Source organism: Pseudomonas sp. ADAK18 (assembly GCF_012935695.1).
Classification (GTDB): domain Bacteria; phylum Pseudomonadota; class Gammaproteobacteria; order Pseudomonadales; family Pseudomonadaceae; genus Aquipseudomonas.
Genome location: NZ_CP052859.1, coordinates 4,079,997 through 4,104,071 on the forward strand (window position 1 = coordinate 4,079,997; position 24,075 = coordinate 4,104,071).

Here is a 24,075-nt window from a genome sequence, read left to right on the forward strand (position 1 = left end):
GCTACCAAGGATGTTTGTTATTATGCCGCCACATCCAGCTTCTGGCTCTTACTGTGAAACAATTCATCGACTTCATCCCGCTGTTACTGTTTTTCATCGTCTACAAGCTCGACCCTCGGGTCATCGATATCGCTGGCCATGAGCTGACGGTCGGTGGCATCTACAGCGCCACCGCAGTGCTGATCATCAGCTCCCTGGTGGTCTACGGCGCCCTCTTCATCTCCCAGCGCAAGCTGGAAAAAAGCCAATGGCTGACCCTGATCGCCTGCCTGGTCTTCGGCAGCCTGACCCTGGCCTTCCACAGCGAAACCTTCCTTAAATGGAAAGCCCCGGTGGTCAACTGGCTGTTCGCCCTGGCCTTTATCGGCAGCCACTTCATCGGTGACCGCCTGCTGATCAAGCGCATCATGGGCCACGCGCTGACGTTGCCGGAGCCGGTCTGGACCCGCCTGAACATTGCCTGGATCGCGTTTTTCCTGTTCTGCGGCGCGGCTAACCTGTTCGTCGCCTTTACCTTCCAGAACTACTGGGTCGACTTCAAGGTCTTCGGCAGCCTGGGCATGACCGTGCTATTCCTGGTTGCCCAGGGCATCTACCTGTCGCGTCACCTGCATGACACCGACCCTACCACGCCGAAAACCGAGGACTGACATGCTCTACGCCATCATTGCTACCGACGTTGCCAACTCGCTGGAAAAACGCCTGGCCGCGCGCCCGGCCCACCTCGAGCGCCTGAAACAGCTGCAAGCTGAAGGGCGTGTGGTGCTTGCCGGGCCTCACCCGGCCGTCGATAGCAATGACCCTGGCGCAGCCGGTTTCACTGGCAGCCTGATCGTTGCCGAGTTTGCCTCCCTCGAAAACGCACAAGCCTGGGCCAAGGCCGACCCGTATGTAGCCGCCGGTGTCTACGCTGATGTGGTGATCAAGCCGTTCAAACAAGTCCTGCCTTGACCCGGCTACGCTGAACCTATTGGGTTTGGCGTACTCCTATCGCTCATCATTCTCGGTAACCTGCCGACAACGTGCTGAACAATCGATTGGAATCAGGAGTTCCGATGCGCTTAAGTCAGTTGTGTCTGTTGGCAGTGTTAACGATCGGGGCAACCGCCCATGCTGAAGAGACCTCGAACACCGGCAGTTCCACGCCCCTGTCCTTGAGTGCCGGCAGCCAGATCACCGAGTTGCAGCAACGCTTGAAGGAAAGCGAACGGCTGCGTGACGAACTGGGCAAACAATTGCAAAGCACCGAATTGAAAGGCGCCGATGCCTCCCGCGAAAGTGCCCAATTGAATCGACTGCGCCAGGAGAACCAACGCCTTGTCCAGCAACTCAAAGAAGCACAGGGCACTGTGTTGCCACGCTGGCTGACCGAGCAGCAACAATGGTTTGTGACAGGTGCAGGAGTAGCGTTGATCGCCCTGCTATGCGGTATCTTCGCCAGCGGCGGGCACCGGCGCCGTCGACAATGGCTAAATTGAGTGAGTCATGAGCGAGCTGTTACTGATAGACGATGACCAGGAGCTCTGTGAGCTGCTGACCAGTTGGTTGAGCCAGGAAGGCTTCCAGGTACGCGCTTGCCATGATGGCCTGAGCGCGCGCAAGGCGTTGGCCGAGGCCGCACCCGCTGCCGTGGTGCTTGACGTGATGCTGCCCGATGGCAGCGGCCTGGAACTGCTCAAGCAATTGCGTAGTGATCACCCGGAGTTGCCGGTGCTGATGCTCTCGGCCCGGGGCGAACCGCTGGACCGGATTCTCGGCCTGGAACTGGGCGCTGACGATTACCTGGCCAAGCCCTGTGATCCACGGGAATTGACTGCTCGCTTGCGCGCCGTATTGCGTCGTAGCCACCCGGCCGCGGTGTCAACCCAGTTGGAGCTGGGTGACCTGTGCTTCAGCCCGGTGCGCGGCGTGGTCACTATCGACGAACAGGAGTTCGCCCTCACTGTCTCCGAAAGCCGTCTGTTGGAAGCCTTGCTGCGCCAGCCGGGCGAGCCGCTGGACAAGCAGGAACTGGCGCAGATAGCCCTGGGCCGCAAGCTGACCCTGTACGACCGCAGCCTGGACATGCACGTCAGCAACCTGCGCAAGAAGATCGGCCCACACGCGGATGGCCGACCACGGATCATGGCGCTGCGCAGCCGTGGTTACTACTACAGCCTCTGATGTTCCCTCTGTAGCCGCTGCCGAGGCACCGGCTACAGAAAATCAGGTCCCCAGTTTTGTAAGCCCCCGCCAAAATCGTCTTTACCCAAGCTTTACCCTCCCCTGACCGCCGCTGACCTTGATCTCCTTAATCTACTCACATCCGGACTCACCGGAATCGAGACAGGAGAAACACCATGCGCAAGACCCTTATCGCTCTGATGTTCGCGGCAGCCCTGCCTACTGTTGCCATGGCGGCCATGCCAGAAGGCCAAGGCCCAATGGGCGGTTCCGAAGGCCACATGATGGGCGGCCCGGGCCACGGCGGCGAACACGGCATGCGTGGCAAAGGTGGCCCCTTCAGCCAGCTTGATCTGAGCCGCGAACAGCGCCAGCAGATCGGCAAATTGATGGGCCAGCAAATGCACGGTCGCAAGGAACTGGTCAAAAAGTACCTGGATAAACTCCCGGCCGCCGACCAGAAAGCCATGCAGGACGAAATGGCTGCCGCCAAGCAGAAAACCCAGACCGACATTCGCGCTGTGCTGAAACCCGATCAACAGAAGAAATTCGACGAGATCGTGAAAAAACAAGCCGAGCGCCGTGCCGAGTGGAAGGAATTCCAGGCCTGGAAAGCGCAACAACCGCAAAAAGCGCAATAATGATCTAGCTTCACTCCCAGCCCAGTGGCCCATGCCGCTGGGCTTTTCCTGTTTGAGGGTTTCCCGTGCGTTCATTGTTCTGGCGCATCCTCGCCAGCTTCTGGCTGGCCATCGCCCTGGTTGCTGGGTTGTCGCTCCTGCTTGGGCATATGCTCAACCAGGACGCCTGGATTCTCAGCCGCCACCCAGGCCTCGCCAACCTTGCCGAAGAATGGACCCAGCTCTACGAAGCCCAGGGCGAAGACGCTGCCCAGGACTTGCTGCAGCAGCGCAAGCGCCAGTACCACATCGACGTGCAAGTGCTTAACGAAAGCGGCGAGCCGGTGGTACGCGGTACCTTTCCGCGCCGGGCCGCCGCCTTCGAAGCGCGGCAAAACGACAACCAGGACCGCCACCTGCCCTGGCGCCGGCTGACCGCTGAATACACCAGCGCGAAAACGGGTGACACCTACCTGTTGATCTACCGCATTCCCCACCCGGAACTGGACGCCTGGCATCGCAGCAGCCTGCTGTGGCCCTTCAGTGCGCTGACCATTGCCCTGGTGGTACTGACCCTGTTCAGCCTGCTGGTGACGCTCTCCATCACCCGCCCCCTTAGCCGCCTGCGCAGCGCAGTGCATGACCTGGGCCAGACCACTTATCAGCAAAACAGCCTGGCGCAACTGTCTAACCGTCGTGATGAATTTGGCGTGCTGGCCACCGACTTCAACCGTATGGGCGCACGCCTGCAAAGCCTGATCAGCAGTCAACGCCAGCTACTGCGGGACGTGTCCCACGAACTGCGCTCGCCCCTGGCTCGCCTACGGATCGCCCTGGCCCTGGCGGAACGCGCCACGCCCGAAGCCCGGGAAAAACTCTGGCCACGCCTGACCCGCGAATGCGACCGGCTGGAAGCCTTGATCAGCGAGATTCTGGTGCTGGCCCGTGTCGATGCCGACAACGCCAGCGCCGAAGACATCGAACTCAATCCGCTGCTCAAGACCCTGCAAAAAGATGCTCTGCTCGGCGCGCCGGACCAACCCGTGCAGCTCGAAGCGCAAGCGGGGCTGCAGCTTAAGGGCTGGCCAACCATGATCGAGCGCGCACTGGACAACCTGCTGCGTAACGCCCAACGCTTCAACCCGCCAGGGCTGCCAATTGAAATGCACGCCCAACGTCAGGGCGAACGCATTGTGATCAGCGTGCGCGACCATGGCCCAGGCGTAGATGCCGAGCATCTGAACCAGCTGGGCGAGCCGTTTTACCGTGCTCCAGGCCAAACCGCCCAAGGCCATGGCCTGGGCCTGGCCATCGCACGCCGCGCCGCCGAACGCCATGGCGGCAGCCTGATCCTGGCCAATCACCCCGAAGGCGGATTTATCGCCAGCCTCGATTTGCCATTGGAGCCAGGGGTTGCAGTACAACCCTAAGGTTGTTCTATGCTGGCCCTTCTCTTATGGAGGGCCTTTGATGACTGATCTGCTCACATCCATCCAAGCTGCACTCGATCTACCGCGTACTCCGCTGACCTTCACCGAGGCCGGCGCCCTGCCTTCAACCTTTGCCGTGACTGAATTGGCCAGTGCTACTGTCGGCGCAGCAGGCCAGGCCGTTGCCGAGTTGCTGCAACAACAAACCGGGCGCTTGCCCACAGTCTCCGTGGACCGACGTCTCGCCTCGTTCTGGTTTTCCACGTCACTACGCCCCGTCGGCTGGACCGTACCGCCGCTGTGGGACCCGATTGCCGGAGACTACGCCAGCGCCGATGGCTGGATCCGCCTGCACACCAACGCGCCCCACCACCGCGCTGCCGCCGAGCGGGTGTTGGGGCAAGTGGCTGATCGTGAGGCCATGGCGCTCAAGGTCGCACAATGGAACGCCGCTGAACTGGAACAAGCCATCGTCGACGAGGGTGGCTGTGCAGCGCAGATGCGCTCGTGGCAAGACTGGCAGGCCCATCCTCAAGGCCTGGCGGTCAATCAGGAGCCACTGATCCAACACCAAACCAGCGATGCCGTCAGCGAAAAACCCTGGCTCGGTTCAGTGGCGCGCCCCTTGGCCGGTATCAAGGTGCTCGACCTGACTCGCGTTCTGGCGGGCCCGGTGGCCAGCCGCTTTCTCGCAGGGTTAGGCGCCGATGTATTGCGCATCGACTCCCCCGACTGGAACGAAGCAGGCGTGGTGCCGGAAATGACCCTGGGTAAACGCTGCGCGCGCCTCGACCTGAAGAGCCCAGATGACCGGAAGGTCTTCGAGGACCTGCTCAAGGACGCCGATATTCTCTTCCATGGCTACCGCGCCGATGCCCTGGAGCAATTGGGATACGGAGCGGGCGAGTTGCAGCTACTCGCACCGGGCCTGATCGACGTCAGCCTCAACGCCTATGGTTGGAGCGGCCCATGGCGCAATCGCCGAGGCTTCGACAGCCTGGTGCAGATGAGCAGCGGCATTGCTCAGGCCGGCCTGCAGTGGAAACAAGCCAACAAGCCGGTGCCACTGCCGTTGCAGGCGTTGGACCATGCCACCGGTTACTTGATGGCAGCCAGCGCGATTCGTGCACTGAGTGAACGGCTGAAGTCCGGCCGGGGCGGTTCGGCGCTGCTGTCACTGGCGCGCACAGCGAAGTTATTGGTGAAGGCAGGGTTGGTCACGGAACAACCCGCGCTACGTGCCGAAGAACCTACCGATCAGGGGCTGGTGGTGGAACAAACGGCCTGGGGACCGGCCCATCGCTTGCTGGCGCCGCTGACCATCAGCGGCACACCGTTGCAGTGGGATTTGCCGGCGGGGGAATTGGGGTCACATCGGCCTCAGTGGTGACCTTTCGATCGCTATCGCAGGCAAGCCAGCTCCCACATTGATCAGCGTATCTCCTGAACAACGCGGTCAAATGTGGGAGCGGGCTTGCCTGCGATGAGGCCCTCATAGACTCCATCAATCTACCCGGCTTAACGATGTCCACAAATGCTGCGCCGCATAGGCTCTAAGCGGCCGCCAGGCCTCGGCCCGCGCCAGTAACTGGCGCGCGGTCACGGGGCCGCCTTCCAGTGCCGCCAACGCATTGATCAAACCGATATCCCCCGATGCAAATGCATCTGGCTCGCGCATCTGGCGCATGGCGATGTACTGCGCGGTCCAGTCGCCAATCCCGGGCAACTCGACCAACCGCGCTATCGCGTCCTTGAGACTGGCTTTGGGCTGGAAAATCTGCGGATCATCCAACAACGCCTGGGCCACGCCCGACAGGGTTCGCCCCCGGCTTTTCGGCATGCCCAGGCTAGCCAAATCCGCTGCCGCCAGCACCTCAGCCGTAGGAAAGACATGTGTCACGCCCGCCTGTGGCGTCTCCAGCGGCCCGCCATACTGTGCAACCAGCTTGCCCGCCAAACGGATCGCCGCGACCACGGTAATTTGCTGGCCCAGCACCGCGCGAATCGCCACCTCCAGGCCATCCCAGGTGCCCGGCACCCGCAGGCCCGGGCGCGCCGCTACCAGCCGCGCCATCAAGGGATCGGCTGCCAGTTGTTGATTGATGCCTTGCACATCAGCGTCCAAGTCAAACATCGCACGCAGACGCAGGACAATCTCCGACAGTGCATCCGGCTCAGCGAAGTCGACCGTCACATCAAGCCAATCCCCCTCACCCGACTCAACACTGACCCAGCCATGCTGGCCATCGATGCTGATGCTGCGCGTATACACACCCGCCACCACCGTCTCCAACCCGCTGATCGCCCGCGCCGCCAAAAAACCCAGCATCGCCTCCCAGTCATAAGGGGCTTGATACGCCAACTGCACCTTCACAATGACAACACCCCGCTGTACAACCCATACGCCGCCAAGCTCGCCCCGGCGATCACGCAACCGAAAATGCCTTTTTCCACACGGGTAAACAAGGGTTGGCCCTGTTCGTGTTTGGCCTGGGCAAACAGAATCACCCCCGGTGCATACAGCAGCGCCGACAGCAGCAAATACTTCAAGCCACCGGCGTAGAGCAGCCAGAGCGCATAGCCCAAAGCGATTACGCCGATCAGCAGATCTTTCATCCGCTCACCCTGGGCGCCTTCATAGGTTTCGCCACGCCCGCTCAACAACACCGCATAGGCTGCCGACCACAGGTAGGGCACCAGAATCATCGACGACGCCAGGTAGATCAGCGTGGTGTAGGTGCTTTCCGAGAACAGGGTGATCACCAGGAAAATCTGGATCATCACATTGGTGAGCCACAACGCATTGACCGGCACATGATTGACGTTTTCCTTTTTCAGGAACGCGGGCATGGTCTTGTCCTGGGCCGTGGCGTAAAGGATTTCGGCGCACAGCAATGCCCAGGACAACAATGCGCCCAGCAACGAAACCGCCAGGCCGATGCTGATCAACAGTGCGCCCCACGGGCCGACGATATGCTCCAGCACACCGGCCAGGGACGGGTTCTGCAAGGTGGCCAATTCCGGTTGGCTCATGATCCCCAGGGACAACACGTTCACCAGCACCAGCAGCGCCAACACCCCAAGAAAACCGATCACCGTGGCCCGGCCCACGTCCGAGCGTTTCTCGGCCCGCGCCGAATAGACGCTGGCGCCCTCGATGCCGATAAACACAAACACGGTGACCAGCATCATGTTGCGCACCTGATCCACCACACTGCCAAAGTTCGGGTTGCTCAGGCCCCAGATATCACGAGTAAAGATATCGGCCTTGAACGCCACGGCGGCGATGACAATAAACATCAGCAGCGGCACGATCTTGGCCACGGTGGTGATCTGGTTGATGAAGGCCGCCTCCTTGATTCCACGCATCACCAGAAAGTGAACGGCCCACAGCAATACTGAGGCACAGGCGATGGCAATGGGCGTGTTGCCCTGGCCGAACACCGGGAAGAAGTAGCCCAGTGTGCTGAACAGCAGCACAAAGTAACCGACGTTGCCCATCCAGGCGCTGATCCAATAACCCCACGCGGACGAGAAACCCATGTAGTCGCCAAATCCGGCCTTGGCGTAGGCATACACACCGGCGTCCAGTTCAGGCTTGCGGTTGGCCAGGGTCTGGAACACAAAGGCCAGGGCCAGCATGCCAACGGCCGTGATTGCCCAACCGATCAGCACCGCGCCGACCTCCGCCCGTGCCGCCATGTTCTGCGGCAACGAGAAGATCCCGCCACCAATCATCGAACCCACCACCAGGGCGATCAATGCGCTGAGTCGAAGTTTTTGCGCTGGTTGCGGCATGGGTACTCCCAATAGAAAAACAGCCATTGAACCAACAACTGTGCCTGCGGCTAATATGCACAGCGCGTTCAGCGTTTATTAGATATAGCGAATAAAACACCACGCCTCATAACTTAAAGGCATGGCAATAAATAGAGTTTAGGCAAATTTAGAATTTAAATACGGCTTGAACTTTCCTGGCTGTGGCCTATTTGGCAAACCCTCCTGAAAAAGTTTGCACATCTGGGAAAACGGGCTAGCTTCAAACGTCCACGCATATGAGAAATTTTTTCATCTAAAACGGAGAAAGGCTCTGGAACAAGCCTCTCCGGGGGATCTTATTGCCTGCGATCTTTCATCATAAGTCATTAATTCACAATGGAATGTGCCAATGAAGTGATCTGAGTCAGCTGTTTGATTAGCGCACAGATTTATTCTGTGGTCTCTCTTCTCCTGCATTGGAGTCATGCAATGTCTGAATCTCCCGGAAAACTCCGACTAGGTGCCTTGGTTGCACTTGTCGTGGGCTCAATGATTGGTGGCGGGATCTTCTCACTTCCACAAAACATGGCCGCCAGTGCCGATGTCGGTGCGGTGTTGATTGGCTGGGTAATTACCGCCATCGGTATGTTGACCCTCGCTTTTGTCTTCCAAACCCTGGCCAACCGCAAACCCGATCTGGACGGTGGCGTCTACGCCTACGCCAAGGCCGGCTTCGGCGATTACATGGGTTTTTCGTCCGCCTGGGGTTACTGGATCAGTGCCTGGCTGGGTAACGTCGGCTACTTCGTACTGCTGTTCAGCACCCTCGGTTACTTCTTTCCGATCTTCGGCGAAGGCAACACCCCAGCGGCGGTGATTGGCGCCTCGGTGCTGCTGTGGGCCGTGCATTTCCTAGTATTGCGCGGGATCAAGGAAGCGGCATTCATCAACCTGGTGACCACCGTCGCCAAAGTGGTGCCACTGGTACTGTTTGTGTTGATCGCCCTCTTCGCGTTCAAACTGGACATCTTCACCGCCGACATCTGGGGCGTGAAAAACCCGGACCTGGGCAGCGTGATGAACCAGGTGCGCAACATGATGCTGGTCACCGTCTGGGTGTTCATCGGCATCGAGGGCGCGAGCATCTTCTCGTCCCGTGCAGAGAAACGCTCCGACGTCGGTAAGGCCACCGTGATTGGTTTTATCACCGTGCTGCTGTTCCTGATGCTGGTGAACGTCTTGTCCCTGGGGATCATGACTCAGCCGGAACTTGCCAAGTTGCAGAACCCGTCGATGGCCGCCGTACTGGAACACGTAGTGGGTCACTGGGGCGCGGTGCTGATCAGCGTCGGCTTGATCATTTCCTTGCTGGGAGCATTGCTGTCGTGGGTACTGCTGTGTGCGGAGATCATGTTCGCCGCCGCCAAGGACCACACCATGCCGGAGTTCCTGCGTAAGGAAAATGCCAACCACGTGCCAGTCAACGCCCTGTGGCTGACCAACGCCATGGTGCAGATTTTCCTGGTGATCACCCTGTTCTCCGCCAGCACCTACCTGTCGCTGATCTACCTCGCCACCTCGATGATCCTGGTGCCCTACCTGTGGTCGGCGGCCTATGGGTTGCTGCTGGCAGTGCGCGGCGAGACCTACGAAAACGCCCTGGGTGAACGCAAGAAAGACCTGTTCATCGGCGCCATCGCCCTGATCTACGCCGTCTGGCTGTTGTACGCCGGCGGCACCAAGTACCTGCTGTTGTCCGCCCTGCTCTATGCCCCCGGCGCGATCCTGTTCGCCAAAGCCAAGCATGAATTGGGCAAACCGATTTTCACCAACGTCGAGAAGCTGATTTTCGCCGCAGTGGTCATAGGCGCCCTGGTGGCGGCCTATGGGCTCTACGACGGCTTCTTGACTCTGTAGTTTTTCGTTCACTGGAGGATCTGTAATGACCACCGAAAAAGTTAAGTACGGCGTACATTCCGAAGCCGGCAAACTGCGCAAAGTCATGGTGTGCTCCCCAGGTTTGGCCCACCAGCGGCTGACCCCCAACAACTGCGATGAACTGCTGTTCGATGACGTGCTGTGGGTGGCCCAGGCCAAGCGCGACCATTTCGACTTCGTGACCAAGATGCGCGAGCGGGATATCGATGTACTGGAAATGCACAACCTGCTGACGGACATCGTCGCCATCCCCGAAGCCCTGGACTGGATTCTGGAACGCAAGATCACCGCTAACCAGGTCGGCCTCGGTCTGGTCAATGAAGTGGGCTCGTGGCTGCGCAGCCTGGAGCCACGCAAGGTTGCCGAGTTTCTGATTGGCGGCGTATCGGCCGATGACCTGCCGAGCAGCTTCGGTGGCAAGACCATCGAAATGTTCCGCGACTTCCTCGGGCATTCGAGCTTCATTCTGCCGCCGCTGCCTAACACCCAATTCACCCGCGACACCACGTGCTGGATCTTCGGCGGCGTGACGCTGAACCCGATGTATTGGCCCGCGCGACGCCAGGAAACCTTGCTGGCCAGCGCCATCTACAAATTCCACCCCGAGTTCACCAACGCCGACTTCCAGGTCTGGTACGGCGACCCGGATCAGGAGCACGGCAACGCCACGCTGGAAGGCGGTGACGTGATGCCAATCGGTAACGGCGTGGTGTTGATCGGCATGGGCGAGCGTTCCTCGCGTCAGGCCATCGGCCAGCTTGCGCTCAATCTGTTCAAACACAAGGCCGTGGAGCGCGTAATCGTCGCCGGCCTGCCGAAATCTCGCGCCGCGATGCACCTCGATACGGTGTTCAGTTTCTGCGACCGCGACCTGGTCACGATCTTCCCGGAAGTGGTCAGCCAGATTGTCGCCTTCAGCCTGCGCCCTGACGAGAGCAAGCCCGGCGGTATTGATATCCAACGCGAGAAAACCAGCTTCCTCGACACCGTCGCAGCGGCCCTGAACCTGAAAACCCTGCGAGTGGTGGAAACCGGTGGCAACAGCTTCGCCGCCGAGCGCGAGCAATGGGATGACGGCAACAACGTGGTGGCCGTGGAGCCTGGCGTGGTGATCGGTTATGACCGCAACACCTACACCAACACCCTGCTGCGTAAGGCCGGTGTGGAAGTCATCACCATCAGCGCTGGCGAACTGGGCCGTGGTCGCGGCGGCGGCCACTGCATGACCTGCCCGATCATTCGCGACCCTATCGACTACTGATATTCAAACCTTGGCCGCCGCTCATGAGGCGCCGGCCAAGGGGATAACCTAAACAGAAGGAGATCCATCATGGCTTTCAACATGCGCAACCGCAGCCTGCTCTCGCTGATGCACCACACTACTCGCGAGCTGCACTACCTGCTGGACCTGTCCCGCGACCTCAAGCGCGCCAAATACACCGGCACTGAACGCCCGCACTTGCAGGGCAAAAACATCGCGCTGATCTTCGAAAAAACCTCAACCCGCACCCGTTGCGCGTTCGAAGTAGCAGCCCACGATCAAGGCGCCCACGTCACCTATATCGACCCGGTGTCGTCGCAAATCGGCCACAAAGAAAGCATGAAAGACACCGCCCGCGTCCTCGGTCGCATGTTCGATGCGATTGAGTACCGTGGCTTCGAACAGGAAATCGTCGAAGAGCTGGCCAAGTTCGCCGGCGTGCCGGTGTTCAACGGCTTGACCGCTGAATTTCACCCGACCCAAATGATCGCCGACACCCTGACCATGCGCGAACACAGCGACAAGCCGCTGCATGACATCAGCTATGCCTACCTCGGCGACGCCCGCTACAACATGGGCAACTCACTGCTGATGATCGGTGCCAAGCTGGGTATGGACGTGCGCATTGGTGCGCCAAAAGCCCTGTGGCCCCATGAAGACTTCATCAAGCAGTGCCAGGCGTTTGCTGAAGAAAGCGGCGCGCGCATCACCATCACCGAAGACCCGAAAGAAGCAGTGAAAGGCGTGGACTTCATCCACACCGATATCTGGGTGTCCATGGGTGAGCCGGTGGAAGCGTGGGACGAGCGTATCGAGCAACTGCTGCCGTACCAGGTCAACGCCAGGATGATGAAAGCCTCGGGCAACCCTCGGGTGAAGTTCATGCACTGCCTGCCGGCGTTCCATAACAGCGAAACCAAGGTCGGCAAGGACATCGCCGCGCGGTATCCGAACCTGGCCAATGGCGTGGAAGTGACCGAAGAAGTGTTTGAATCCCCGGCCAACATCGCCTTTGAGCAAGCGGAAAACCGCATGCATACCATCAAGGCGATCCTGGTGTCGGCGTTGGCGGATATCTAACTCTCACTGTCGGAACACGGTCAAAATGTGGGAGGGGGCTTGCTCCCGATGGCGGTGGGTCAGTCAATTTATCTGTAGCTGAACCACCGCTATCGGGAGCAAGCCCCCTCCCACATTGGGCTCTGTGTTCACACCTCTAGAAGGATCGCATTATGCGTATCGTCGTAGCACTGGGCGGTAACGCCCTGCTCCGCCGTGGTGAACCCATGACGGCGGACAACCAACGCGCCAACATCCGCATCGCCACCGAACAGATCGCCAAGATTCATGCCGGCAATCAACTGGTCATCGCCCATGGCAACGGCCCGCAAGTGGGCCTGCTGTCGCTGCAGGCGGCGGCCTACACCCAAGTCTCGCCTTATCCGCTGGACGTGCTGGGCGCCGAAACCGAAGGCATGATCGGCTATATCATCGAACAGGAACTGGGCAACCTGCTGGACTTCGAAGTGCCGTTCGCCACGCTGCTGACCCAAGTGGAAGTGGACGCCAAGGACCCCGCGTTCCAGAACCCGAGCAAGCCCATCGGCCCGGTCTACTCGAAAGCCGAAGCCGAACAACTCGCCGCTGAAAAAGGCTGGGCCATCGCCCCCGATGGCGACAAGTATCGCCGCGTGGTCGCCAGCCCCCGGCCCAAACGCATTTTTGAAATCCGCCCGATTACCTGGCTGTTGGAAAAAGGCAGCATCGTGATCTGCGCCGGCGGCGGCGGGATTCCAACGATGTACGGCGACGATGGCAAGCTCAAAGGCATTGAAGCGGTGATCGACAAAGACCTCTGTTCATCCCTGCTGGCCGGACAACTGGGTGCCGATTTGCTGGTGATCGCCACCGACGTCAATGCCGCCTTTATCGACTTCGGCAAACCGACCCAGAAAGCCATCGGCCAGGCCCATCCCGACGAAATGGAAAAACTCGGCTTCGCCGCCGGCTCCATGGGGCCCAAGGTTCAGGCCGCGTGCGAGTTCGCCCGCCAGACTGGCAAAACCGCAGTGATCGGTTCACTCTCGGACATCGAAGCTATCGTCCAGGGCCACGCCGGCACACGTATCAGCACGGCGAAACCTGGCATCACTTATCAGTAACGCTTTCGTTGGGGCAGGCATTGCGCCTGCCCTTTCTCCCATGCCTTTGAAGGAGAAACGCCTATGGCCACGTTTGAACCCGGACACCTGCACATCGAGCGCCACGCGCTGAACAAGGACGACTACAGCTACAACCTGTGCATCGACTATGAAGTCAGTCAGGACCCCAAGGAAGGCAAAGGGATGCTGTTCAAGCTACACGGTTCGGTGCAGGGCAAGGACCTCAAGGAGGAGTTTTTCCTGCCCAAGGACCAGGCCTATGACTTCGCCCGCCATGCGATGAATATCGCGCAGAAATACGGCATGCCGAAGATTGCCGTGCTCAATGGTTCGATGCACAAGCAGTACGATTTGATGTTTGAGGATGTAAGGCATCAGTTGGACGTGAAGCCCGGCGATCCGGTCAAACCCGAACACCTGGAATAACCCGATTCCCCAGGCACCAACGATCAAATGTGGGAGCGGGCTTGCTCGCGAATGCGGTGTATCAGTTGATACATCCGGTGACTGACACACCGCATTCGCGAGCAAGCCCGCTCCCACATTTTGATCTCCATCCGCTCCAAGGCATACTTGCCACCTCTCGCACGCCAGAACCCAAAACCGCCCCATGCGTATCCACGTCAGCTTCATCGACCGCGTCGGCATTACCCAGGAAGTCCTGGCCCTGCTCGGTGGGCGCAATCTCAACCTGGATGCGGTGGAAATGGTCCCACCCAACGTCTATATCGACGCGCCCACCTTGAGCGCCGAGGTCCTGGAAGAACTGCGTGACGCGCTGTTCAGCGTCCACGGCGTACAGGCCGTGACGGTGGTGGACATCCTCCCCGGCCAACGCCGCCATCTGCAGCTCGACGCCTTGCTCGCCGCGATGACCGACCCGGTATTGGCTCTGGACAGCGCCGGCAAGATCCTGCTGGCCAACCCGGCGCTCATTGCGCTGTATGGCCGCGAGCCCGCCGGTGAAAGCATCAACGCGCTGTTCGACGACCCAATGCTGCTGACCACCTTGCTGGACCACGGCTTTCGCCTGCCTCTGCGGGAAATCAGTGTCAACGGCCAAACCCTGTTGCTGGGCGCCACCCCGATCACCGACGCCGGCGCCCTGCTGACCCTGTACCCACCTAACCGTATCGGTGAGCAACTGTCGGCGCTGCACCATGACCATGCCGAAGGTTTCGATGCGCTGTTGGGCGAGTCCCCCGCGATCCGCACCCTCAAGGCCCGCGCCCAGCGCGTGGCGGCCCTTGATGCGCCGTTGCTGATTCAGGGCGAAACCGGCACCGGCAAGGAACTGGTGGCCCGTGCCTGCCACGCCATCAGCGCGCGGCACAGTTCACCGTTTCTCGCCCTGAACTGCGCGGCACTGCCGGAAAACCTGGCCGAAAGTGAGCTGTTCGGCTACGCCCCCGGCGCCTTTACCGGTGCCCAGCGCGGCGGCAAGCCGGGGCTGATGGAACTGGCCAACCAGGGCACGGTGTTTCTCGATGAAATCGGCGAGATGTCGCCGTATTTGCAGGCCAAGCTGCTGCGATTCCTCAATGACGGCAGCTTTCGCCGGGTGGGCGGCGACCGTGAGGTCAAGGTCAACGTGCGGATCCTCAGCGCCACTCACCGCGACCTGGAAAAGATGGTCAGCGAAGGCACCTTCCGCGAGGACCTGTTCTACCGCCTGAACGTCCTCAACGTCGAAGTCCCGCCCCTGCGCGAGCGTGGCCAGGACATCCTGCTGCTGGCCCGCTACTTCATGCAGCAGGCCTGCGCGCAGATCCAGCGCCCGGTCTGCCGCCTGGCGCCAGGTACCTATCCGGCGCTGCTGGGCAACCGCTGGCCGGGCAACGTGCGCCAATTGCAGAACGTGATCTTTCGCGCTGCCGCCATTTGCGAAAGCAGCCTGGTGGACATTGGCGACCTGGACATTGCCGGCACCTCGGTAGCGCGCCAGAGCGATGGGGAAGTCGACAGCCTGGAACAGGCGGTGGAGGACTTTGAGCGCTCGCTGCTGGAGAAGCTGTATGTCAGCTATCCGTCCACACGCCAGTTAGCCAGCCGCCTGCAAACCTCCCATACCGCCATCGCACATCGCCTGCGCAAATACGGTATCCCCAACAAGCCCTGAGAACACACGGTCAAAAATGTGGGAGCTGGCTTGCCAGCTCCCACATTGATTGCATTCCAACCTCACGTTCAAAAGCGACCTCCAGCTGTACTGAAAGCGCTACAGTGGAACGATATCGCTACAATCCTCATTGGCCAGCACTATGCAAGGCTTTGATCCTCATAGGCTTTTTTTCGCCTCTTTGGCTGTAGCGATATCGCTACAGCTGCATTTCAAGCCTTGCCCTCTACAATCAATAACTTATTGATTTTTAACGACTAAAAAACATTGGCCGCGATTTTGCTAAGTAACTCCCCATTATTCCAATCCCGTCCACCAGACGAATCTGGCCCTGAGGAGTTTCCATGAGCGAGTTGCGCTTTACTGAAGATCACGAATGGCTGCGCGCCGAAGCCGACGGCAGCGTTACCGTGGGTATTACCGCTTTTGCGCAGAACGCGCTGGGTGATGTGGTTTTCGTGCAACTGCCTGAGTTGCAGTCCTACGACAAGGGTGCAGAAGCCTCCACCGTGGAATCGGTCAAGGCGGCCAGCGGTGTGTACATGCCCCTGGACGGCGAAGTCCTCGAAGTGAACGGCCAACTGGACGCCAGCCCTGAGCTGGTCAACGAGGACCCGATGGGCGAAGGCTGGTTCTTCCGCTTTAAACCGGCTGATGCCGATGCAGTAGCTAAGCTGTTGGATCAGGATGCGTACGACCGCCTGATCAAAGCCAACGCTGAAGCCTGAGGAGCGCGCCATGACTGTTCAATTGAATACCGCTAATGAATTCATCGCCCGCCACATCGGCCCGCGCCAGGAAGATGAGCAACAAATGCTCACAAGCCTGGGCTTTGACTCCCTGGAGGCCCTGACCGCCAGCGTGATCCCGGAGAGCATCAAGGGCACCAGCGTGCTGGGCCTCAGCGACGGCCTGAGCGAAGCCGCCGCCCTCGCGTCGATCAAAGCCATCGCCGCCAAGAACGAGCTGTTCAAGACCTACATCGGCCAGGGCTACTACAACTGCCACACGCCGTCGCCGATCCTGCGCAACCTCCTGGAAAACCCGGCCTGGTACACCGCCTACACCCCGTACCAGCCAGAAATTTCCCAGGGCCGCCTCGAAGCGCTGCTGAACTTCCAGACCCTGATCAGCGACCTCACAGGCTTGCCGATCGCCAACGCCTCGCTGCTGGATGAAGCCACCGCTGCTGCCGAAGCCATGACCTTCTGCAAACGCCTGAGCAAGAACAAAAGCAGCCATGCCTTCTTTGCCTCGATCCACAGCCACCCGCAAACCCTCGACGTGCTACGCACCCGTGCCGAGCCGCTGGGCATTGACGTGGTGGTGGGCGATGAGCGCGAACTGACTGACGTCAGCCCGTTCTTCGGCGCCTTGCTGCAGTACCCGGCCAGCAACGGTGACGTGTTTGACTACCGTGAACTGACCGAACGCTTCCACGCCGCCAACGCACTGGTAGCAGTAGCCGCTGACCTGCTGGCCCTGACGTTGCTGGCCCCACCGGGTGAGTTCGGCGCCGACGTGGCCATCGGCAGCGCACAACGCTTCGGCGTGCCGCTGGGCTTTGGTGGCCCGCATGCCGCCTACTTCTCCACCAAGGATGCGTTCAAGCGCGACATGCCGGGCCGCCTGGTAGGCGTCTCTGTCGACCGCTTCGGCAAGCCGGCCCTGCGCCTGGCCATGCAGACCCGCGAGCAACATATCCGCCGTGAGAAAGCCACCAGCAACATCTGCACCGCCCAGGTACTGTTGGCCAACATCGCCAGCATGTACGCCGTGTACCACGGCCCGAAAGGCCTGACCCAGATCGCCAACCGTATCCATCACCTGACCGCGATTCTCGCCAAAGGCTTGAGCGCATTGGGGCTGAAGGTTGAGCAAGTCAACTTCTTCGACACCCTGACCCTCGCCACCGGCGCCAACACCGCCGCCCTGCACGACCAGGCCCGCGCCCAACGCATCAACCTGCGTGTAGTGGACGGTGAACGCCTGGGCCTGTCGGTAGACGAAACCACCACTCAGGCCGATATCGAAACCCTGTGGAGTGTGTTCGCAGGCGGCAAGGCACTGCCCGACTTCGCGGCCTTGGCCACGAAGGTTGAAAGCACCCTGCCGGCCGCGCTGCTGCGCCAGTCGCCGATCCTCAGCCACCCGGTGTTCAACCGTTACCACTCTGAAACCGAACTGATGCGCTACCTGCGCAAGCTGGCCGACAAGGACCTGGCCCTGGATCGCACCATGATCCCGCTGGGTTCCTGCACCATGAAACTCAACGCCGCCAGCGAAATGATCCCCGTGACCTGGGCCGAATTCGGTGCCCTGCACCCATTCGCCCCGGCCGCACAAAGCGCGGGCTACCAACAACTGACCGATGAACTGGAAGCCATGCTCTGCGCGGCTACCGGTTACGACGCGATCTCCCTGCAACCGAACGCCGGCTCCCAAGGTGAATACGCAGGCCTGTTGGCGATCCGTGCCTATCACCAGAGCCGTGGTGAAGAACGCCGCGACATCTGCCTGATCCCGTCGTCGGCCCACGGTACCAACCCGGCCACCGCCAACATGGCTGGTATGCGCGTGGTCGTCACCGCCTGCGATGCCCGTGGCAACGTCGACATCGAAGACCTGCGCGCCAAGGCCATCGAGCACCGCGAGCACCTCGCTGCGCTGATGATCACCTACCCGTCCACCCACGGTGTGTTCGAAGAAGGCATCCGCGAAATCTGCGGGATCATTCATGACAACGGCGGCCAGGTGTACATCGACGGCGCCAACATGAACGCCATGGTCGGCCTCTGCGCCCCCGGCAAGTTCGGCGGCGACGTGTCCCACCTGAACCTGCACAAGACCTTCTGCATTCCTCACGGCGGTGGCGGCCCAGGCGTTGGCCCGATTGGCGTGAAGTCGCACCTGACGCCATTCCTGCCTGGCCACGGCACCATGGAGCGCAAGGAAGGCGCGGTCTGCGCCGCACCGTTCGGCAGCGCGAGCATCCTGCCGATCACCTGGATGTACATCAGCATGATGGGTGGCGCCGGTCTCAAGCGCGCTTCGCAATTGGCGATCCTCAATGCCAACTACATCTCCCGTCGCCTGGAAGAGCACTACCCAGTGCTCTACACCGGCAGCAACGGCCTGGTGGCCCACGAATGCATCCTGGACTTGCGTCCATTGAAAGACAGCAGCGGCATCAGCGTTGATGACGTGGCCAAGCGCCTGATCGACTTTGGTTTCCACGCACCGACCATGTCGTTCCCGGTAGCTGGCACCTTGATGATCGAGCCGACCGAAAGTGAATCCAAGGAAGAACTGGACCGCTTCTGCAACGCCATGATCGCCATCCGCGAAGAAATCCGCGCGGTGGAAAATGGCACGCTGGACAAGGACGACAACCCACTGAAGAACGCTCCGCATACCGCAGCGGAACTGGTTGGCGAATGGAGCCACCCATACAGCCGCGAACAGGCGGTATACCCGGTAGCTTCGTTGATCGAAGGCAAGTATTGGCCGCCGGTTGGCCGGGTCGACAACGTGTTTGGCGATCGCAACCTGGTGTGTGCGTGTCCGTCGATCGAAAGCTACGCCTGACCTGACTGGCTCGCTTGTGTGGGAGCTGGCTTGCCTGCGATAGCATCACCTCGGTGTATCTGACATACCGAGGTGCCTGCATCGCGGGCAAGCCCGGCTCCCACATCAATCGCATTCCACAGGCAGACTGGCATCCAATAACAAGAAACCGGAGAACAACAATGTCTTTAAGCGTGTTCGACCTGTTCAAGATTGGCATCGGCCCCTCCAGCTCCCACACCGTCGGCCCGATGCGTGCGGCAGCTCGATTCGTCGAGGGCCTCAAGCGTGACAACCTGCTGAACGCGACCACCTGCGTCAAGGTGGAACTCTACGGTTCACTCGGCGCCACCGGCAAAGGCCACGGCAGTGACAAGGCTGTGTTGCTGGGCCTGGAAGGTGAACACCCCGACACCGTGAATACTGAAACCGTTGCCGCACGGCTACTGGAAATTCGTGGCAACGGGCGCTTGAACCTGCTCGGCGAACACAGCATTGCGTTCAACGAGAAAGAACACCTGGCGATGATTCGCAAACCCCTGCCCTATCACCCCAACGGCATGATCTTCCGCGCCTTTGATGCGGCCGGTTTGCAGATTCGCAGCCGCGAGTACTACTCGGTCGGCGGCGGATTCGTGGTAGATGAAGATGCGGCAGGCCACGACCGGATTGTCGAAGACGCTACGCCCCTGACCTTCCCGTTCAAAAGTGCCAAGGACTTGCTCGGCCATTGCGCCACCTATGGGCTGTCCATCAGCCAGGTGATGCTGACCAATGAAAGCGCATGGCGCTCGGAAGCGGAAACCCGCAGCGGCCTGCTGAAGATCTGGCAAGTGATGCAAGACTGCGTGGACGCGGGTTGTCGCAACGAAGGTATCTTGCCGGGTGGTCTGAAGGTCAAGCGGCGAGCGGCCGCGTTGCATCGCCAGTTGTGCAAGAACCCGGAATCCTCACTGCGCGACCCGTTGTCGGTGCTCGACTGGGTCAACCTGTACGCCCTGGCGGTCAACGAAGAAAATGCCAACGGCGGGCGCGTGGTCACTGCGCCCACCAACGGTGCGGCCGGAATTGTGCCGGCGGTGTTGCACTACTACATGCGTTTTATCCCCGGCGCGAGCGAAGACGGCGTGGTGCGTTTCCTGCTCACTGCCGCAGCCATCGGCATTCTCTATAAGGAAAACGCCTCGATCTCCGGCGCCGAAGTCGGTTGCCAGGGTGAAGTCGGTGTCGCCTGTTCCATGGCGGCTGGCGCCCTGTGCGAAGTGTTGGGCGGTACGGTTTCCCAGGTGGAGAACGCCGCCGAGATTGGCATGGAACACAACCTCGGTCTGACCTGCGACCCCATCGGCGGGCTGGTGCAGGTGCCCTGCATCGAACGCAATGCCATGGGTTCGGTCAAGGCCATCAATGCGGTGCGCATGGCTTTGCGCGGCGACGGGCAACACTTCGTCTCGCTGGACAAGGTCATCCGCACCATGCGCCAGACCGGCGCCGACATGAAAAGCAAATACAAAGAAACCGCCCGTGGCGGTTTGGCGGTCAACATTATCGAGTGCTGACGCCTACAAGCGCGTCCGCACGTTTTTCAGGAGCTGAATATGTCCACCGAAACCCTGTTGAAAACCCCGTTGCACGCCCTGCACATCGAATTGGGCGCACGCATGGTGCCGTTCGCCGGCTACGACATGCCGGTGCAATACCCGCTGGGCGTGATGAAGGAACATCAGCACACCCGTGAGCAGGCCGGGTTGTTCGACGTGTCCCACATGGGCCAGATCCGCCTGACCGGCGCCAATGCCGCCAAGGCCCTGGAAACCCTGGTGCCGGTAGACATCGTTGACCTGCCAGTGGGCATGCAACGCTACGCCATGTTCACCAACGACCAGGGCGGCATCCTCGACGACCTGATGGTAGCTAACCTGGGTAACGACGAACTGTTCCTAGTGGTCAACGCTGCCTGCAAGGACCAGGACCTGGCCCACTTGCGCCAGCACATCGGTGACCAGTGCAAGATCGAGCCGTTGTTTGAAGAACGCGCCCTGCTCGCCCTGCAAGGTCCTGCAGCGGTAAAAGTGCTGGCGCGCCTGGCGCCTGAGGTCACGAAAATGACCTTCATGCAATTCGCCCCCCTGCGTTTGCTGGGTGTGGACTGCTACGTCAGCCGCTCCGGCTATACCGGCGAAGATGGCTTCGAAATCTCCGTCCCCGCCGCCAGCGCCGAAAGCCTGGCCCGCAGCCTGCTGGCAGAAACCGAAGTGCAGGCCATCGGCCTGGGTGCCCGCGACTCCCTGCGCCTGGAAGCCGGCCTGTGCCTCTATGGCCATGACATGAACACCGACACCACGCCGATTGAAGCCAGCCTGTTGTGGGCCATTTCCAAGGCCCGCCGCGCTGACGGTGCTCGCGCCGGAGGCTTCCCGGGTGCCGACCGAATCTTCACCCAGCAGCAAACCGGTGTCAGCCGCAAACGTGTTGGCCTGCTGCCGCAAGAACGCACGCCGGTGCGCGAAGGGGCAGAAATCGTCGACGAACACGGCACCGTGATCGGCAGTGTGTGCAGCGGTGGTTTTGGCCCGAGCCTCGGCGGCCCGTTGGCCATGGGTTACCTCGACAGTGCGTTCATCGCGCTGGACACCGAAGTCTCAGCGCTGGTACGTGGGAAAAAGGTGCCACTTCGTGTAAGTAAAATGCCATTCGTGCCACAACGTTACTATCGTGGTTGATTGACTGTTTCTATAAGTAACGCGGTTGCGTTGACGCGCACTAATTTGTAACGCAACCGCCATAAAACAGTGCATTGACGATAGTCAATGTTATGTGAATTAACCTATAACAAGTGATCAACTCTATCGAATAAGTCAGTTCTCCGTTGTTGACCGAAGTGTCATAAACCCGAGGAAAACCGTGGCTTGCAGAGGGCTTGTTTTTTCGGCCTTAGTTGGCGTAGAGTTTGCCCACTGTGTTTGCATGGGTCGCTTTGAACCTGGACCTGGGCAGTAGCCAAAGTTTGCTACAACCCGTTCGATGTCTCTTACTTTCCTGCAATCCAGCCCAGTACTCTTTCATCTGAAAGGGGCTGTCATTAATTTTTAGCGTCAAAGGAAAGAAGAAAATGGCTGATCGTCTGAGCGGTACCGTCAAGTGGTTTAACGACGAGAAAGGTTTTGGTTTTATCACTCCAGAAAGCGGTCCGGATCTGTTCGTCCATTTCCGCGCTATTCAGGGCAACGGTTTCAAGAGCCTGAAAGAAGGCCAGAAAGTGACCTTCATCGCGGTGCAAGGCCAGAAAGGCATGCAGGCTGACGAAGTACAAGCAGAGGGTTAAATCCCTTGCGCGACAAAAAGCCCCTGATGGTGACATCAGGGGCTTTTTTATGTGCGTTATTCCGTAAAATGGCTTTTTCCCCCAGAGAGCCATGCCATGTCGAAACACCTGCTGAGCCCCCAAGGCGAGTTTCCCGCCGTTGGTCTGGGCCGTCGTCTGGCAGCGATGTTCTATGACTTCCTGTTGTGCACCGCCCTGCTGATCGTCACGGCGTTCATCTACAAGCTGGTGTGGATGGTCTTTGTCGGCGAGGCCAAACTGCGTGCACTCTCTGAGTCCGGAGCACTGGACGGTGACCCGCTGTTGTCGACGATTCTGTTTTTTGTACTGTTTGGTTTTTTTGCCAAGTTCTGGACCCATTCCGGGCAGACGTTGGGTATGCAAGTGTGGGGCGTACGGGTGCAAAACGCCGACGGTTCGCGGATCAGCTTATGGCAGGCGCTGTTGCGATTTGTGGTGTCGATCGCTTCGTGGTTGTGTGTGGGACTGGGGTTTATCTGGTCGCTGTTCGACAAGAAAAAGCGCAGTTGGCATGACATCTATTCGGATACGCAGTTAGTGCGGGTTCCGAAACAGAAGAAGTAATCCAGGAACAATGGAGCACTAAATGTGGGAGCTGGCTTGCTCGCTCCCACATTTGTATTGCGTCCGCCTTTGGATCAGGCGTTGCCGGCCAGTTTAAGGCGCGCCGCCTGAGTGAAATCCAGCATGCGCTTGAGCGGACGCACCGCCTGAGGAATCACCGAAGGCTCGACGAAAATCTCGTTACTCCCCTCTCGCAGACACTGCAGCGTGCGCTCCAGCGTATTCATCGCCATCCACGGGCAATGCGCACAACTGCGGCATGCTGCACCGTTACCGGCAGTAGGCGCTTCAACGAAGACCTTGTCCGGACACAACTGCTGCATCTTGTAGAAAATGCCGCGGTCGGTAGCAACGATAAAAGTCTTGTTCGGCAGACGTTGTGCGGCAGCGATCAACTGACTGGTGGAACCCACGGCATCAGCCAACTCGATCACCGACGTCGGTGATTCCGGGTGCACCAGAATCGCTGCGTCCGGGTACAACGCCTTCATGTCTTCCAACTGCTTGGACTTGAACTCTTCGTGGACGATGCACGCACCGTCCCACAGCAGCATATCGGCACCCGTCTGGCGCTGGATGTAGGTGCCCAGGTGCTTGTCCGGGCCCCAGATGATGGTCTCGCCGTTGTCCATCAGGCTTTCGACGATTTCCAGGGCGCAACTGGAGGTCACCACCCAATCGGCGCGGGCTTTTACCGCCGCCGAGGTGTTGGCGTAGACCACCACGGTGCGCTCGGGGTGCTGATCGCAAAACGCAGAAAACTCATCCACCGGGCAGCCCAGGTCCAGGGAGCAAGTGGCTTCCAAAGTGGGCATCAGGATGCGTTTTTCAGGGGTGAGGATTTTTGCGGTCTCGCCCATGAAGCGCACGCCGGCGACCAACACGGTCTTGGCCGGGTGCGCCGCGCCGAAGCGGGCCATTTCCAGGGAGTCAGAGACACAGCCGCCGGTTTCTTCGGCCAGGGCCTGAATCACCGGGTCGCAGTAGAAGTGAGCCACCAGCACCGCATCCTGAGCCTTGAGCTCGGCAGCGATGGCGGAACGTAAACCCGTCTCCTCTTCAGCACTGAGCACCTTGGGCTGCTTGGCGTCGAGGTGGGCTTGAACCAGAAGGCGTTCAGAAATTTGCGTCATGTTCGCAAGACCT

Annotated in this window: 22 protein-coding genes; 19 read left to right on the forward strand and 3 right to left on the reverse strand. The window is 60.0% G+C overall.

Features of this window, described 5'->3' with window-relative positions; genetic code table 11:
- Positions 1-53: 53 nt before the first annotated feature.
- The 7 genes from HKK55_RS18425 to HKK55_RS18455 all read left to right on the forward strand — a co-directional run bounded on the left by HKK55_RS18425 (position 54) and on the right by HKK55_RS18455 (position 5,603).
- Entirely contained in the window at positions 54-650 is a 597-nt protein-coding gene (locus HKK55_RS18425) for a septation protein A (RefSeq protein ID WP_169355986.1), read from the forward strand.
- A gap of 1 nt (position 651) precedes the next feature.
- Positions 652-951 carry a YciI family protein gene (locus HKK55_RS18430; RefSeq protein WP_169355987.1) on the forward strand — a complete coding sequence of 100 codons (300 nt, stop codon included), beginning with the start codon at positions 652-654 and terminating at the stop codon, positions 949-951.
- Positions 952-1,055: 104 nt separating this feature from the next.
- Positions 1,056-1,478: a translation initiation factor 2 gene (locus tag HKK55_RS18435; protein WP_169355988.1), complete on the forward strand. Its 423-nt coding sequence runs from the start codon at positions 1,056-1,058 to the stop codon at positions 1,476-1,478.
- 7 nt (positions 1,479-1,485) lie between these two features.
- A complete protein-coding gene (locus tag HKK55_RS18440; protein WP_169355989.1) occupies positions 1,486-2,163 on the forward strand; it encodes a response regulator transcription factor in 678 nt (225 codons plus the stop codon).
- A gap of 176 nt (positions 2,164-2,339) precedes the next feature.
- Entirely contained in the window at positions 2,340-2,804 is a 465-nt protein-coding gene (locus HKK55_RS18445) for an LTXXQ domain protein (RefSeq protein WP_169355990.1), read from the forward strand.
- A 65-nt stretch (positions 2,805-2,869) separates the two neighbouring features.
- Positions 2,870-4,213: a HAMP domain-containing sensor histidine kinase gene (locus HKK55_RS18450; protein WP_169355991.1), complete on the forward strand. Its 1,344-nt coding sequence runs from the start codon at positions 2,870-2,872 to the stop codon at positions 4,211-4,213.
- 40 nt (positions 4,214-4,253) lie between these two features.
- A complete protein-coding gene (locus tag HKK55_RS18455) occupies positions 4,254-5,603 on the forward strand; it encodes a CoA transferase (protein ID WP_169355992.1) in 1,350 nt (449 codons plus the stop codon).
- A gap of 114 nt (positions 5,604-5,717) precedes the next feature.
- Here HKK55_RS18455 and HKK55_RS18460 read toward each other — a convergent pair whose 3' ends face one another.
- The gene (locus HKK55_RS18460) at positions 5,718-6,581 is read right to left on the reverse strand and encodes a DNA-3-methyladenine glycosylase (protein ID WP_169357897.1); all 864 of its coding nucleotides are present in this window, start codon (positions 6,579-6,581) and stop codon (positions 5,718-5,720) included.
- 2 nt (positions 6,582-6,583) lie between these two features.
- Positions 6,584-8,011: an arginine-ornithine antiporter gene (gene arcD, locus HKK55_RS18465; RefSeq protein ID WP_169355993.1), complete on the reverse strand. Its 1,428-nt coding sequence runs from the start codon at positions 8,009-8,011 to the stop codon at positions 6,584-6,586.
- Positions 8,012-8,461: 450 nt separating this feature from the next.
- Here arcD (HKK55_RS18465) and arcD (HKK55_RS18470) point away from each other — a divergent pair, with 450 nt between their 5' ends.
- The 12 genes from arcD (HKK55_RS18470) to HKK55_RS18525 all read left to right on the forward strand — a co-directional run bounded on the left by arcD (HKK55_RS18470) (position 8,462) and on the right by HKK55_RS18525 (position 22,929).
- The gene (arcD, locus tag HKK55_RS18470) at positions 8,462-9,889 is read left to right on the forward strand and encodes an arginine-ornithine antiporter (protein WP_169355994.1); all 1,428 of its coding nucleotides are present in this window, start codon (positions 8,462-8,464) and stop codon (positions 9,887-9,889) included.
- Between the two features lie 25 nt (positions 9,890-9,914).
- On the forward strand, positions 9,915-11,171 hold the full coding sequence (gene arcA / locus HKK55_RS18475; RefSeq protein ID WP_169355995.1) for an arginine deiminase: 1,257 nt from the start codon (positions 9,915-9,917) through the stop codon (positions 11,169-11,171).
- A gap of 69 nt (positions 11,172-11,240) precedes the next feature.
- A complete protein-coding gene (locus tag HKK55_RS18480) occupies positions 11,241-12,251 on the forward strand; it encodes an ornithine carbamoyltransferase (RefSeq protein WP_169355996.1) in 1,011 nt (336 codons plus the stop codon).
- 152 nt (positions 12,252-12,403) lie between these two features.
- Entirely contained in the window at positions 12,404-13,333 is a 930-nt protein-coding gene (gene arcC, locus HKK55_RS18485; RefSeq protein ID WP_169355997.1) for a carbamate kinase, read from the forward strand.
- Positions 13,334-13,396: 63 nt separating this feature from the next.
- Positions 13,397-13,759 (forward strand): DUF5064 family protein, encoded by a 363-nt coding sequence (locus tag HKK55_RS18490; RefSeq protein WP_155581396.1) that lies wholly within the window; start codon positions 13,397-13,399, stop codon positions 13,757-13,759.
- 184 nt (positions 13,760-13,943) lie between these two features.
- Positions 13,944-15,452, forward strand: a complete 1,509-nt coding sequence (locus tag HKK55_RS18495) for a sigma-54-dependent transcriptional regulator (RefSeq protein WP_169355998.1) — start codon at positions 13,944-13,946, stop codon at positions 15,450-15,452.
- 344 nt (positions 15,453-15,796) lie between these two features.
- Complete coding sequence (gene gcvH, locus HKK55_RS18500) at positions 15,797-16,180, forward strand: glycine cleavage system protein GcvH (RefSeq protein ID WP_169355999.1); 384 nt, start codon at positions 15,797-15,799, stop codon at positions 16,178-16,180.
- Positions 16,181-16,190: 10 nt separating this feature from the next.
- The gene (gene gcvP, locus HKK55_RS18505) at positions 16,191-19,040 is read left to right on the forward strand and encodes an aminomethyl-transferring glycine dehydrogenase (RefSeq protein ID WP_169356000.1); all 2,850 of its coding nucleotides are present in this window, start codon (positions 16,191-16,193) and stop codon (positions 19,038-19,040) included.
- A gap of 161 nt (positions 19,041-19,201) precedes the next feature.
- Positions 19,202-20,578 (forward strand): L-serine ammonia-lyase, encoded by a 1,377-nt coding sequence (locus HKK55_RS18510; protein WP_169356001.1) that lies wholly within the window; start codon positions 19,202-19,204, stop codon positions 20,576-20,578.
- Positions 20,579-20,617: 39 nt separating this feature from the next.
- Complete coding sequence (gcvT, locus tag HKK55_RS18515) at positions 20,618-21,742, forward strand: glycine cleavage system aminomethyltransferase GcvT (RefSeq protein WP_169356002.1); 1,125 nt, start codon at positions 20,618-20,620, stop codon at positions 21,740-21,742.
- A gap of 389 nt (positions 21,743-22,131) precedes the next feature.
- Entirely contained in the window at positions 22,132-22,344 is a 213-nt protein-coding gene (locus tag HKK55_RS18520; RefSeq protein WP_169356003.1) for a cold-shock protein, read from the forward strand.
- 96 nt (positions 22,345-22,440) lie between these two features.
- The gene (locus HKK55_RS18525) at positions 22,441-22,929 is read left to right on the forward strand and encodes an RDD family protein (protein ID WP_169356004.1); all 489 of its coding nucleotides are present in this window, start codon (positions 22,441-22,443) and stop codon (positions 22,927-22,929) included.
- Positions 22,930-23,003: 74 nt separating this feature from the next.
- On the opposite strand, the gene nadA is transcribed toward HKK55_RS18525, so the two are convergent.
- Positions 23,004-24,062: a quinolinate synthase NadA gene (gene nadA / locus HKK55_RS18530; protein WP_169356005.1), complete on the reverse strand. Its 1,059-nt coding sequence runs from the start codon at positions 24,060-24,062 to the stop codon at positions 23,004-23,006.
- Positions 24,063-24,075 lie beyond the last annotated feature (13 nt).

Bases quoted from the DNA above. Each gene is read 5' to 3' on its own strand.
- HKK55_RS18430 (WP_169355987.1), top strand. From the start codon at position 652: ATGCTCTACGCCATCATTGCTACCGACGTTGCCAACTCGCTGGAAAAA.
- HKK55_RS18435 (WP_169355988.1), top strand. From the start codon at position 1,056: ATGCGCTTAAGTCAGTTGTGTCTGTTGGCAGTGTTAACGATCGGGGCA.
- HKK55_RS18440 (WP_169355989.1), top strand. From the start codon at position 1,486: ATGAGCGAGCTGTTACTGATAGACGATGACCAGGAGCTCTGTGAGCTG.
- HKK55_RS18445 (WP_169355990.1), top strand. From the start codon at position 2,340: ATGCGCAAGACCCTTATCGCTCTGATGTTCGCGGCAGCCCTGCCTACT.
- HKK55_RS18455 (WP_169355992.1), top strand. From the start codon at position 4,254: ATGACTGATCTGCTCACATCCATCCAAGCTGCACTCGATCTACCGCGT.
- arcD (WP_169355993.1), bottom strand. From the start codon at position 8,011: ATGCCGCAACCAGCGCAAAAACTTCGACTCAGCGCATTGATCGCCCTG.
- arcD (WP_169355994.1), top strand. From the start codon at position 8,462: ATGTCTGAATCTCCCGGAAAACTCCGACTAGGTGCCTTGGTTGCACTT.
- arcA (WP_169355995.1), top strand. From the start codon at position 9,915: ATGACCACCGAAAAAGTTAAGTACGGCGTACATTCCGAAGCCGGCAAA.
- HKK55_RS18480 (WP_169355996.1), top strand. From the start codon at position 11,241: ATGGCTTTCAACATGCGCAACCGCAGCCTGCTCTCGCTGATGCACCAC.
- arcC (WP_169355997.1), top strand. From the start codon at position 12,404: ATGCGTATCGTCGTAGCACTGGGCGGTAACGCCCTGCTCCGCCGTGGT.
- HKK55_RS18490 (WP_155581396.1), top strand. From the start codon at position 13,397: ATGGCCACGTTTGAACCCGGACACCTGCACATCGAGCGCCACGCGCTG.
- HKK55_RS18495 (WP_169355998.1), top strand. From the start codon at position 13,944: ATGCGTATCCACGTCAGCTTCATCGACCGCGTCGGCATTACCCAGGAA.
- gcvH (WP_169355999.1), top strand. From the start codon at position 15,797: ATGAGCGAGTTGCGCTTTACTGAAGATCACGAATGGCTGCGCGCCGAA.
- gcvP (WP_169356000.1), top strand. From the start codon at position 16,191: ATGACTGTTCAATTGAATACCGCTAATGAATTCATCGCCCGCCACATC.
- HKK55_RS18510 (WP_169356001.1), top strand. From the start codon at position 19,202: ATGTCTTTAAGCGTGTTCGACCTGTTCAAGATTGGCATCGGCCCCTCC.
- gcvT (WP_169356002.1), top strand. From the start codon at position 20,618: ATGTCCACCGAAACCCTGTTGAAAACCCCGTTGCACGCCCTGCACATC.
- HKK55_RS18520 (WP_169356003.1), top strand. From the start codon at position 22,132: ATGGCTGATCGTCTGAGCGGTACCGTCAAGTGGTTTAACGACGAGAAA.
- HKK55_RS18525 (WP_169356004.1), top strand. From the start codon at position 22,441: ATGTCGAAACACCTGCTGAGCCCCCAAGGCGAGTTTCCCGCCGTTGGT.
- nadA (WP_169356005.1), bottom strand. From the start codon at position 24,062: ATGACGCAAATTTCTGAACGCCTTCTGGTTCAAGCCCACCTCGACGCC.